Raw genomic sequence first — 11,769 nt, 5'->3', positions numbered from 1 at the left:
ATGGGTTTTGCCTCACATTGAAGAAGCACGCAGATGACGACGAAACGACTCTTGACCGAAGCCGAAATCCTGAAGATGGGCGACAAGGATTACATGAATGAGGATCAGCTCGCCTTCTTCAAGAACAGGCTCGAACAGCTTCAGGCGGAAATTCTCCGCAACGCCGGCCAGACGACCGAGAACCTGCGCGAGACGGTGATCGTGCCCGATCCGGCGGATCGCGCGACGATCGAGGAAGAGCACGCGCTCGAGCTGCGCACGCGCGACCGCGAACGCAAGCTGCTGAAGAAAGTGCAGCAATCGCTCGCACGAATCGAAGCGGGCGATTACGGCTGGTGCGAGGAAACGGGCGAGCCGATCGGCATCCCGCGTCTGCTCGCACGGCCGACGGCCACGCTTTCGCTCGAGGCGCAAGAGCGCCGCGAGTTGCGCCAGAAGCTCTTCGGGGATTGACGCCCCCGGCGGCGCGGCCCGGCCATGCCGCGCACTTGCACGCTGCTTCAAACGAGGCGCGCGGAGTCCCGCGCGCTTTTTGTTTTTGGCGACGCTTGGCATTCGCCGCGCATCGACAGTCCGGCGATGCGGCAAAGCTTACCGATACCGGGCCGGCGCTGTCGCCCCATCCGGTCGCCCCATCCGCTTGGGCGCGCGTTCGGTTCGGCTACGCCAACCTTCTCCCCCTCCCCTCTTGATAAAACCGCGCACGCCCTAAAATGGGCTCAATGCGCGCGCAGAAACCCGTACGCGCGCGGCGCGTACTCGACGCCCCGTTCCCCAGCTCGCGCGGCAGCGCGCTAGCGCCCCCCTTTTCGTATTCTCGAGGAATGCACCATGGAGCAATTTCACGGCACGACGATCGTCTCGGTACGCAACGGCGATAAGGTTGCGCTCGGCGGCGACGGCCAAGTGACGCTCGGCAACATCGTCATGAAAGGCGGCGCCAAGAAAGTGCGACGCATCTACAACGACAAAGTCCTCGTGGGCTTCGCCGGCGGCACGGCCGACGCATTCTCGCTGCTCGACCGCTTCGAGGCGAAGCTCGAGAAGCACCAGGGCAATTTGACGCGCGCCGCCGTCGAGCTCGCCAAGGATTGGCGCACGGATCGCATGCTGCGCCGTCTGGAAGCGATGCTGATCACGGCCGACGCCCACACGACGCTCGTCATCACCGGCAACGGCGACGTGCTCGATCCCGAAGGCGGCATTTGCGCGATCGGCTCGGGCGGCGCCTATGCGCAGGCGGCCGCGCGTGCGCTGGCCGAAAACACGACGCTCTCGCCGCGCGAGATCGTCGAAAAGTCGCTCGAAATCGCGGGCGACATGTGCATCTACACGAACCATAACCGCGTCATCGAGACGATCGAGTAAGCGCAAGTACGTGAGTGAGTGAGGAACCGATGAGCACCATGACCCCATCCGAGATCGTCTCGGAACTCGACAAACACATCATCGGCCAGAACAAGGCGAAGAAAGCCGTGGCCGTCGCCCTGCGCAACCGCTGGCGCCGGCAACAGGTGGCCGAGCCGCTGCGCCAGGAAATCACGCCGAAGAACATTTTGATGATCGGGCCGACGGGCGTCGGCAAGACCGAAATCGCGCGGCGTCTGGCCAAGCTTGCCGATGCGCCCTTCATCAAGATCGAAGCGACGAAGTTCACCGAGGTGGGCTACGTCGGCCGCGACGTCGACAGCATTGTGCGCGATCTGATCGAAATCGCCCTGAAGCAGACCCGCGAATCCGAGATGCGCAAAGTCCGCACCAAAGCGCAGGATCAAGCGGAAGACCGCATCCTCGATATCCTGCTGCCGAGCGCCCGCCCTGTCGGCTTCGGCGCGGCAGCGGCGAGCGAGAGCGCGGACGACGGCAACGCGACGCGGCAGACGTTCCGCAAGCGCCTGCGCGAAGGCCAGCTCGACGATAAGGAAATCGAACTCGACGTCGAAGCGCCGCAAGTCGGCATGGACATCATGGGGCCGCCCGGGATGGAGGACATGACCGAGCAGATCCGCTCGATGTTCGCCAATCTCGGCGGCGGCAAGAAGACGCGGCGCAAGGTGAAGGTCAAGGAAGCGATGAAGCTCCTGACCGACGAGGAAGCGTCGAAGATGCTCAACGATGAAGAGGTGAAGGCCAAGGCCGTCCAGAACGTCGAGCAAAACGGCATCGTCTTTCTCGACGAGATCGACAAGATCGCCTCGCGCAGCGAGACGGGCGGTGCGGAAGTCTCGCGTCAGGGCGTGCAGCGCGATCTGCTACCGCTCGTGGAAGGAACGACGATCAACACCCGCTACGGCATGGTGAAGACCGATCACATCCTGTTCATCGCGAGCGGCGCGTTTCACCTGTCCAAGCCGAGCGATCTGATTCCCGAGCTGCAAGGGCGCTTTCCGATTCGCGTCGAACTCGATTCGCTCTCCGTCGAGGATTTCGAATCGATTCTGGTCGCGACCGATGCGAGCCTCGTCAAACAGTACCAGGCGCTCTTGGCGACCGAAGACGTCGAGCTCGAGTTCGCCGAGGACGGCATCAAGCGCATGGCCGAAATCGCCTTCTCGGTGAACGAGCGTACCGAAAACATCGGCGCACGCCGGCTCTACACCGTCATCGAAAAACTGCTCGAGGAAGTGTCGTTCTCGGCCGGCAAACACAGCGGCCAGAAGGTGACGATCGACGCGGCCTACGTCGATCGTGCGCTCGGCGAAGTGGCGCAAAGCGAGGATTTGTCGCGCTACGTGTTGTAACGGTCGTGCCGCGCACGCGACGCGCGGCACCGGCATCCGGTCCGATTTATTCGCGCGGAGCGATCTGAGATGCATTTGGCGTCAATGATCGAGCCTCTCACTAGAAGGTGGGAGTCAATCCGCAGTTATTTCGAACGGAGGCAAAACCGTGAACGTTTCATCTCATCGCATCAAACTGCGTCCTCTCGCGGCGGCCGTGGCGGCCGCCGCATCGCTTGCTTGCCTAGTTGCCCATTCGGCGCATGCCGCGCTGGCTCCGCAGGCCCCACAGGCCCAGTTGGCCGACGGTATCGTCGAAGGGGTCAAGATGCGCGGTCCCCTCAAAGATGTGCGCGTGTTCCGCGGCATCCCCTATGCGGCACCGCCCGTGGACGATTTCCGCTTCCGCGAACCGCAAAGCGTGGCGCGTTGGAGCGGCGTGCGCAACGCCAAGCAGTTCGGTCCTCGCTGCATGCAAGCAAACGTGGCCGGCAAACCGGACTTCCGCTCGACAACCATGAGCGAGGATTGCCTCTATCTCAATGTGTGGACACCGGCGAGCCATCCAGCCAGCAAGCTGCCCGTGCTCGTGTTCTTCCACGGGGGCGGGTTCGTATCGGGCGACGGATCGGAGCCTCGCTACGACGGCGCGAATCTGGCCTCGCGCGGCATTATCGCCGTGACCGTGAACTATCGGCTCGGCGTGTTCGGCTTCCTTGCGCCGGCAGGCGCGGCGGGCGAATCGTCGCACGGCACCGCCGGCAATTACGGGCTGCTCGATCAGGTGGCGGCGCTGCGCTGGGTGCGCGATAACATCGCCCAATTCGGCGGCGATCCATCCCAAATCACGATCGCCGGCAGTTCCGCCGGTTCGGTCTCGGTGAGTGCCCATATGAGTTCGCCGCTTTCGCGCGGGCTGTTCGCGCGTGCGATCGGTCAAAGCGGGGCGGCCTTTGCACCGAACGCCGTGTGGTCGAAGGAGGAATCGGAGCGCGCGGCGGCCGAGTTCGCGGGCCGAGTCGGCGCGGCGTCGCTGCAGCAATTGCGTTCGCTGCCGGCACGTGCGCTGCTCGATGCGGCGGCGCAGCCGCTGCGTTCCGAGCAGCCGATGCTGCTGCGGCCTAGCGTGGACGGCTACTTCCTCACCGAATCGCCCGAGCAGGTATTCGCCCGCGGCGGGCAGGCGCAGGTGCCGCTCATGTTGGGATCGAACGAGCCGGAGCACGCCTCGGCCGAGCCCACGAAGCACAGCGGGATGATGACCTTGCGCGAACGCCTCTCGAAATTCCGCGATCAGGTCGACGAGCGGCTCGCGCACTATCCCGGTGTCGAGAACGTCGCGCAGAGCACACGGCGATGGATGGATCTGCATCGGCAGACGGGGCAAGCCGCCATCTATTACTACCGCTATACGCAGCCGCTCCCGAGCGAAATCGAAACGCCGACGGCGGCCGTCAAGCCCAGCACGATCGCCGAGCCGCCCGTGCTCGGCGCCGCGCAGGATGCGCAAGTCTCCTACTCGCTGGGCAATCTCGGCACGCAGCGGCGTTATGCTTGGACCGCCGCCGATTACGACGTGTCGCGCGTCTTTTCGCGCTACACGGAGCAATTCGTGAAGACGGGCAATCCCAACGGCGCCGCCCCCGTCGGCGCTGGCGCGACGACCGAAGCCAACGCGCCGCGCTACACCGGCTCGGTACCGGAGTGGCCGGCTTTGCGGGTGGAAAGCCAAGGCGTGTTGCGGCAGGTCATCGGAGAAAACACGCAGTCGGTGTGGGACCGAAACGAGCCGCGGCAACCGTCCGATGGGCCGCTCGCCGAGCAAGCGCAGCAGGCCGAAGCTGTGGCCCCTGTCGTTCGCTGATGCCCAGCGGAAACTGCGCTTCTAGTTGAAGTGGTGTTGCCGGCCGCCGTCCAACCGCGGCCGGCGGCCGTTTGCGTCCTTCGAAACGGCCGCCGGCGATGTCAATAGGCCGCAAAGTAGCGCCCTACTGTCGTAGCCTGCCACGGATTCAGAATCGCAACGCTAGTCGCGACGAAGTCGGCAACGTTGCGCATAACAACGGTCGAAATCCCCCCAACGTAATTCAGTCGGAAATAAACCCGCATACCTTCCCACGAGCAATATCACGCCGATGATCGAGCCTCCCACCGCAACGGCGGGTCCTTTTGGCGCAGTCCAATCCGCAAGGAGGCATAGTCGTGAACACTTCAACGAGTCATGCAGCAGGACGCCATCTTCTAACGGCGATCGCTACGGCGGCCACGCTCTTGTGTGCCGCTCCGGCCAGCGCAGTGCGTATTCCGTTGCCCCCTCCACCGCCCCAGGAAGTGCAATTGAAAGACGGCATCGTCGAAGGCGCTAAGCTGCGCGGCCGGCACCACAACGTGCGCCGGTTCGTAGGCATTCCCTATGCGGCCCCGCCGGTCGGCGACTTGCGCTTTCGCGAGCCCCAGCCGGTCGCCCGCTGGGCAGGGGTGCGGCAAGCACGGCAGTTCGCGCCGCGCTGCATGCAGCCGGCCGCCGAAAGCCAAGACGAGTTTCGCTCGCTGCGGATGAGCGAGGACTGCCTTTATCTGAACGTCTGGACCCAAGCACGAAGCCCCGACGCCAAGCTACCCGTACTCGTGTACTTCCACGGCGGCGAGTTCTCCGCCGGAGACGGCTCGCTGCCCCGCTACGACGGCGCGAATTTCGCCTCGCGCGGCATCGTCATGGTCACCGTCAATTACCGTCTTGGCGTCTTCGGCTTTCTCGCGCCCGCGGACGCGGCGCGCGAATCGGCGCACGGCACGAGCGGCAACTACGGCCTGCTCGATCAGGTCGCGGCATTGCGCTGGGTAAAGGAGAACATTGCACAATTCGGCGGCGACCCGTCGAAGGTCACGATCGCAGGCGATTCGGCCGGTTCCATCGCCGTGAGCGCCCACATGGCATCGCCGCTCTCGCGTAGCCTCTTCGCCCGCGCGATCGGCGAAAGCGGCGCGGCGTTCGCCCCCAACGGCCCGTGGCCGCGGGAAAAAGCCGAACGCGCCGCGACCGCGTTCGCGGCACGGGTCGGCGCCGCCACGCTACAGCAGCTGCGTTCGCTGCCGGCGCAAACCTTACTCGATGCGGCCCGGCCATCGAAGCCCACGTCCGGCCCGACGCGGTTTTGGCCCAGCATCGACGGGTACTTTCTGACCGAAGCGCCAGAGCAAGTTTTCGCGAACGGCGCGCAAGCACAAGTGCCGCTGTTACTGGGATCGAACTCGCAGGAACGGCTTTACACGGCGATCCTCGCCGATGCGGAACCGACGCCGGCGAACTGGCAAGCGACGATCGAAAGCAAGTTCCCCGCTCGCGCCGACGAGGTGCTGGCGCACTATCCCGGCACCGATGCCTACAAAGTGAAGCTCGCCGGCACGGCGCTCGCCAGCGATCTCTTTCTCGGCCACAGCACGTGGCGATGGATGACCCGGCATCGAGAAACGGGCCGCTCGCCGGTCTTTTACTATCGTTACGAGCAGCCTCTCCCCCCCGCCCTGAGCACCTCATCGGAGCCGGGCAAGCCGCGAGAGCCGGTTCTCGGTGCGAAGCACGACGCCCAGATCGCCTACGCGCTCGGTAACCTGAACCAGGTACGCGGATACGCGTGGACAGCGACCGATCACAACGTTTCGCGGATTTTCTCGACCTACGTCGAACAGTTCGTGAAGACGGGCGCCCCCAGTAGCGCCGTGGCGGACGCGGGCTCAGCCTCGACGGCGGGAGCAGGCGGGCAATCCGATACGGGCCAGCCCACCTGGCCGCCCACGCGCGCGGACAACAGGGGCCTGCTTAAGCAGGTGATCGGCGAACACACGTATTCCACGTGGGACCGTAGCGGGCCGAGGCAAGGTCTTGTCCAGCGGCTCGTTGCGGATGCGCCGCCGGCGGGCCCCGTCGCCTCCACTATCGCCGAAGCGCAAGCGATCCAGCCTTCGCGATAACCGAGCTGCGGCGCCATCGTTCCGGCCGCCCGCCCCGGCGCGGCCGGAACGAGCCGGCTTTCCTTTCCCGGCAAGCGCTGCAACTGCCGATCGACGCCCTTATTGCTGCTTTTGCTGCCTTTGCTTCTATTGCTTCACCGGCCGCTTCGCGAGCTTGCGCTGCAACGTGCGCCGATGCATGTTCAGCGCCCGCGCCGTGGCGGAAATGTTGCCGCCGTTCTCGGCCAGCGCCCGCTGAATGTGCTCCCACTCGAGCCGCGCCACCGACAGCAGCGTCGGATGCTCGATCGCGGCCTCGGCTTGCGCTTCGCTGGCCTCGGTCTGCAACGCCCCGAGAATCGACTCGACGTTCGCCGGTTTGGCTAGATAGTTGTCGGCGCCGTCCTTCACCGCCTGCACGGCCGTCGCGATGCTCGCGTAGCCGGTCAGGACGAGCATCCGCGCATCGGGCTGCAGATCGCGCAGCGGCGCGACGAGGTTCAAACCCGAATCGCTGCCCAAATGCAAATCGACCGTAATGAAATCGAACCGATGCTGATTGGCCAGGCTGATCGCCTCTTCGGCGTTGTGCGCTTGAAGCGTGGTAAAACCGCGGCGCGTGAGCCCGCGCGCCAAGATGCCCGAGAACACCTCGTCGTCGTCGATGACGAGAAATTGGTTGCCGCTCATAGTTCCTTCTCCTTGGTATTCGATGAAGTGGACTCGCCGCGCCGCGGCTCGCCGTCGTCCTTTGCCGCCGGCACGCGCAGCACGACACGCGTGCCGCGCGGTTCGCCGTCGAACAATTCGATCGATCCGTTCAGCCGCGCCGCCGCCGCGAAGGCGAGATAAAGGCCGACGCCATGCCCGCCCTGCGTGCTATCGACGGGTGCGCTGCCCAGCTTCGTGCGCAGCGCCGGCGAAATGCCCGGCCCCGAATCGCAAACTTCGAATTCGATGAAGCCGTCCGCCACGGCGGCGGCCAGCGTCACGCGATCGCTGCTCGCGCGCGCCGCGTTGTCGAGCAAGATCGTCAAGATCTGGCCCACGGCGGCCGTCTCGTCGAGCCATACGTCGTGGGCCGCCGTGCCGAGCCGTACGAATTTCACGTGCGGATGGCGCAGACGCCACTGTTCGCAAAAACTCCCGAGCCAGCTATCGAGCCGCTCGCGCGAAGGCGAGACCGACGCGCGGCTGCGCAAGCGCGCGAGCGCGGACGTGCACAGCGTCATCTGCTGCTCGAGCAGCATGAAATCGTCGGCGTACGGCCCGAGCGCCGCGTCGCGTCGCGCCGCCTCGCGCAACTCCTCGGTCACCATGGCGATAGTCGACAGCGGCGTGCCCATCTCGTGCGCGACGGTGGCCGCCTGCACGCCGAGCGCTACGGCCCGCTCGTCGCGCAACAGGCGCTGCTGCGCATCGCCGAGCGCGGCGTCGCGCTGGCGCAGCGCGCTGGACATCCGCGCGACGAACCACGCGATGAGCCCGACGCTCACCATGAAGTTCACCCACATCCCGGTGCGGTAGTAATCGAACAAGTTCGCCGGGTTGTCCATGTTGAGCGGAACCGAATCGAATCCGAGCGCGATATAGCAAGACATCGCGAAGATCGCGAGCCAGATCATGTGGCGCCAGGGAAGCACGGCCGCCGCGATCGCGAGCGACGGCAGATACAGGGAAACGAACGGGTTCGTCGTGCCGCCCGACAAAAACAGCAGCGCCGATAGCGCGCCGAGATCGACCCACAGTTGTCCGAGCAGCTCCAAATCGGTTTCGGGCCGCGCGCTCGACACGCGGATCCACGTCGCCGCGTTGAAGATCGCTTCGAGCGCGATGATGATCAGCATTGCCGGCAATGGGAGCGTCACGCCGAAGAACGTCTGGACGACGGCGATCGTGACAAGTTGCCCGATGATCGCCAGGCAGCGCAGCCAAAATAGGTGCCCGAGGTTCATACGGCCGGTATTCGTAATACGGTGCATCGATGTCTAGCCCGTTGAGTGGTCGCGCGCGCAGTCCGCATCGCCTACGCCGCCCGAGCCGCGCGTCTCGCCCGAGGCGCCCGAGGTGGCCAGCGCTTGCGCGTAGCAAGCCGGACAGAGGCAACGGGTGGGCGCAGCGGCTGCGTCTTGCGCCCCGGACGATACGTGCGCCTTTGCTCGCTGCGCCGGCAACGCTCGCAACGACGGCAGACGCGCGCACCAGCAGTCGAACGGCCGGGTCGCGCTGCCGCAGTCGAGGCCGCCGCCGCAACGCGGGCAGCGGGCACTCGAATCGGACTGCGACGAAAGCGGTTGGACGTCCATGAAAGCGCCGCCTAGGCGGCCCCGAGCAAAAAACGTTGTAAAAACAACACGATTGGCCCATGATGCCAGCGTTCTCGGCACGCCGCATGCATCTTTGTCAAAGAAACGGCGCGTCATACGCGCACTGCGACCAAAAACCGCGGCCGAGCGGCGCAGTCCTGTACAATTCCGCCTGTTTTCGCCGCCCCCCGTTTGAACCGTTGCCCGCCGAGCTTGCCGCCATGTCAGAGCCTCTCGACCTCTCCCAGATCGCGCCCACGCTGAAAGCTGAAATTCTGGCCGAGGCCTTGCCTTATATCCGCCAATATCACGGCAAAACCGTCGTCATCAAATACGGCGGCAATGCGATGACCGAAGAACGCCTGAAGCAAGGCTTCGCGCGCGACGTGATTTTGCTCAAGCTCGTGGGCATCAATCCGGTCATCGTCCACGGCGGCGGCCCGCAGATCGATCAGGCGCTCAAGAAGATCGGCAAGCAAGGCACGTTCATCCAAGGTATGCGCGTGACCGACGAAGAGACGATGGAAGTCGTCGAATGGGTGCTCGGCGGCGAGGTGCAGCAAGACATCGTCACGCTCATCAATCACTTCGGCGGCCACGCGGTGGGCTTGACCGGCAAGGACGGCGGCCTCATCCATGCCCGCAAGCTGATGATGCCCGACCGCGACAACCCGGGCCAATACGTCGACATCGGGCAAGTCGGCGAAGTCGAATCGATCAATCCGGCTGTGGTGCGCGCGTTGCAAGACGACGCCTTCATTCCCGTGATTTCGCCCATCGGCTTCGGCGAAGACGGCCTGTCGTACAACATCAATGCCGACCTGGTAGCGGGCAAGCTCGCCGTTGTCCTGAATGCCGAAAAGCTCGTGATGATGACGAACATCCCCGGCGTCATGGATAAGTCGGGCAACCTGCTCACAGATCTGTCGGCACGCGAAATCGACGCATTGTTCGAAGACGGCACGATTTCGGGCGGCATGCTGCCGAAGATCGCTTCGGCGCTCGATGCCGCCAAGAGCGGCGTGCGGTCGGTCCACATCATCGATGGCCGTATCGAGCATTCGGTGCTGCTCGAAATTCTGACCGAGCAACCGTTCGGTACGATGATCCGCTCGCACTGAGCGAGCCGCGCGTCCAGGCACGGGCGGCCACGCCGCCGGCCCGGATGCGACGGCCCGCGCGCCCTTCCCCCGTTTCCCGCTCGATGCCCTCGTCCCCGATCTCCCGCCCGCGTCCACGAGTGCGCCCGCGCGCAGGCGGCCCGGTTTGGCTGTTCGATCTCGACAACACGCTGCATCACGCCTCGCATTCGATTTTTCCGGCGATCAACGCGGCGATGACCCGCTATATCGTCGATGCGCTGCGCGTCGAAACGGCCGAGGCGGACGGGCTGCGGGTAGGCTACACGCGGCGCTACGGCGCGACGCTGCTCGGGCTCGCACGCCACCATCCGATCGATCCGCAAGATTTCCTGCGCGTCGTCCACACGTTCCCCGATTTGCCGGCCATGGTGCGCGCCGAGCGCGGGCTGGCCCGGCTGCTCGCCCGCCTGCCCGGCCGCAAGCTCATTTTGACGAACGCACCGGAAACGTACGCGCGCGCGGTGCTGCGCGAACTTGGGATCGAGCGCGTGTTCGAGCGGGTGATCGCGATCGAACACATGCGCCGCCGCGGCGCCTGGCACGCCAAACCGGATCTGACGATGCTGCGGCGCGTGCTGCGCGACGCGCGCGTACCGATGCAAGACGCGATCCTCGTCGAGGACACGCGCTCGCACCTTAAGCGCTACAAACGGCTCGGGATCGGCACCGTCTGGATCGTCGGACATCTTCCGAAGCCGATCCGCCCCGCGGGGAAAAACCCACCTTTTCCCGGTAGCGGACGACCGCACTATGTCGATCGTCGCATTCGTTCGCTAAAATCGCTCCGAACGGGTCACGACGCGGGGCGCAGATGGAGCCGATTCGAGAGCAAGACGCCGGTTTAGACGGCGAAACGCAGCCGACGAGCGCCGCGCGCGCACCGCGCATGAAGCCGGGCGAGCGGCGCGTGCATATTCTTCAGACGCTCGCGGCCATGCTCGAGGCCCCCAAAATCGAGAAGATCACGACCGCCGCGCTCGCTGCGCGACTGGGCGTCTCGGAAGCCGCGCTCTACCGCCAATTCGCGAGCAAGGCGCAAATGTTCGAAGCGCTGATCGAGTTCATCGAGGCCACGTTCTTCGGTCTCATCAATCAAATCGCGGAAAAAGAGCCGGACGGCGTGCTGCAAGCGCGCGCGATCGGTCTGATGCTGCTCAATTTCGCCGCGAAGAACCCCGGCATGACACGTGTGCTGACGGGAGAAGCGCTCGTCGGCGAACATGCGCGGCTGGCCGAGCGCGTCTCGCACATGCTCGAGCGCGTCGAAGCGTCGATCAAGCAGTGCCTGCGCATCGCACTGATGGAGTCGAACCAGGCGACGGCCGCCGGGGCGAGCGGCGAAACGGCCGCCGCGCCGCTGCCGGCCGATTACGACCCCGCCGTGCGAGCAAACTTGCTCGTGAGCTACGTCGTGGGGCGTTGGCACCGGTACGCGCGCAGCGGCTTCACACGGGCGCCGGCCGAGCATGCGGATGCACAGTTGCGCTTGATTCTTCAATAGCGCGTTATCGCAATTTCCGCTATCCTTTGCCCTCTATTGCCTTAAGCGAAGTCATCCTCGGCGTTTGGCCGGGATCGCGAAGGGCGGCGCGCCGATTTGTCGACTCGATTGCGGGCGCGCGAATCCGAGCTGGGCTCGGGTTCACTATA

The 11,769-nt window shown here is 65.0% G+C and carries 11 protein-coding genes; 8 read left to right on the top strand and 3 right to left on the bottom strand.

Translation table 11 applies throughout. From position 1 onward, the window contains the following. The first annotated feature begins 33 nt into the window (after positions 1–33). The 5 genes from dksA (at position 34) to ACTHN9_RS09250 (ending at position 6,692) form a co-directional block, all read left to right on the top strand. Positions 34–453, top strand: a complete 420-nt coding sequence (dksA, locus tag ACTHN9_RS09270; RefSeq protein WP_440536464.1) for an RNA polymerase-binding protein DksA — start codon at positions 34–36, stop codon at positions 451–453. 378 nt (positions 454–831) lie between these two features. Beyond that, positions 832–1,368 carry an ATP-dependent protease subunit HslV gene (gene hslV / locus ACTHN9_RS09265; protein ID WP_440536463.1) on the top strand — a complete coding sequence of 179 codons (537 nt, stop codon included), beginning with the start codon at positions 832–834 and terminating at the stop codon, positions 1,366–1,368. Positions 1,369–1,397: 29 nt separating this feature from the next. After that, complete coding sequence (gene hslU / locus ACTHN9_RS09260) at positions 1,398–2,741, top strand: ATP-dependent protease ATPase subunit HslU (RefSeq protein ID WP_440536462.1); 1,344 nt, start codon at positions 1,398–1,400, stop codon at positions 2,739–2,741. Between the two features lie 148 nt (positions 2,742–2,889). Beyond that, positions 2,890–4,584, top strand: coding sequence for a carboxylesterase/lipase family protein (locus ACTHN9_RS09255; RefSeq protein WP_440536461.1), 1,695 nt, complete (start codon positions 2,890–2,892; stop codon positions 4,582–4,584). A gap of 338 nt (positions 4,585–4,922) precedes the next feature. Then, positions 4,923–6,692 carry a carboxylesterase/lipase family protein gene (locus ACTHN9_RS09250; protein WP_440536460.1) on the top strand — a complete coding sequence of 590 codons (1,770 nt, stop codon included), beginning with the start codon at positions 4,923–4,925 and terminating at the stop codon, positions 6,690–6,692. A 126-nt stretch (positions 6,693–6,818) separates the two neighbouring features. On the opposite strand, the gene ACTHN9_RS09245 is transcribed toward ACTHN9_RS09250, so the two are convergent. Genes ACTHN9_RS09245 through ACTHN9_RS09235 form a run of 3 tightly spaced genes read right to left on the bottom strand, consistent with a single transcriptional unit; the run spans position 6,819 to position 8,977 of the window. Then, positions 6,819–7,361, bottom strand: coding sequence for a response regulator transcription factor (locus tag ACTHN9_RS09245; RefSeq protein ID WP_440536459.1), 543 nt, complete (start codon positions 7,359–7,361; stop codon positions 6,819–6,821). Continuing rightward, positions 7,358–8,653 carry an ATP-binding protein gene (locus tag ACTHN9_RS09240; protein WP_440536458.1) on the bottom strand — a complete coding sequence of 432 codons (1,296 nt, stop codon included), beginning with the start codon at positions 8,651–8,653 and terminating at the stop codon, positions 7,358–7,360. Before ACTHN9_RS09240 ends, ACTHN9_RS09245 begins: the two co-directional genes overlap by 4 nt. Before the next feature lie 6 nt (positions 8,654–8,659). Then, complete coding sequence (locus tag ACTHN9_RS09235) at positions 8,660–8,977, bottom strand: cysteine-rich CWC family protein (RefSeq protein ID WP_440536457.1); 318 nt, start codon at positions 8,975–8,977, stop codon at positions 8,660–8,662. A 221-nt stretch (positions 8,978–9,198) separates the two neighbouring features. Between ACTHN9_RS09235 and argB the strand changes: the two genes are divergently transcribed. The 3 genes from argB to slmA are packed head-to-tail and all read left to right on the top strand — an operon-like array spanning position 9,199 to position 11,620. Next, the gene (gene argB / locus ACTHN9_RS09230; RefSeq protein WP_440536456.1) at positions 9,199–10,098 is read left to right on the top strand and encodes an acetylglutamate kinase; all 900 of its coding nucleotides are present in this window, start codon (positions 9,199–9,201) and stop codon (positions 10,096–10,098) included. Between the two features lie 44 nt (positions 10,099–10,142). Beyond that, complete coding sequence (locus ACTHN9_RS09225) at positions 10,143–10,964, top strand: pyrimidine 5'-nucleotidase (protein WP_440536455.1); 822 nt, start codon at positions 10,143–10,145, stop codon at positions 10,962–10,964. Then, positions 10,931–11,620: a nucleoid occlusion factor SlmA gene (gene slmA, locus ACTHN9_RS09220; RefSeq protein ID WP_440536454.1), complete on the top strand. Its 690-nt coding sequence runs from the start codon at positions 10,931–10,933 to the stop codon at positions 11,618–11,620. The genes ACTHN9_RS09225 and slmA overlap by 34 nt, the downstream gene beginning before the upstream one ends. Positions 11,621–11,769: the final 149 nt, after the last annotated feature.

The organism is Trinickia sp. (assembly GCF_051953405.1).
Taxonomy (GTDB): Bacteria; Pseudomonadota; Gammaproteobacteria; order Burkholderiales; family Burkholderiaceae; genus Trinickia.
Note: the sequence above shows the minus strand (reverse complement) of the source record. Positions and strands in the feature narration are given on the sequence as shown.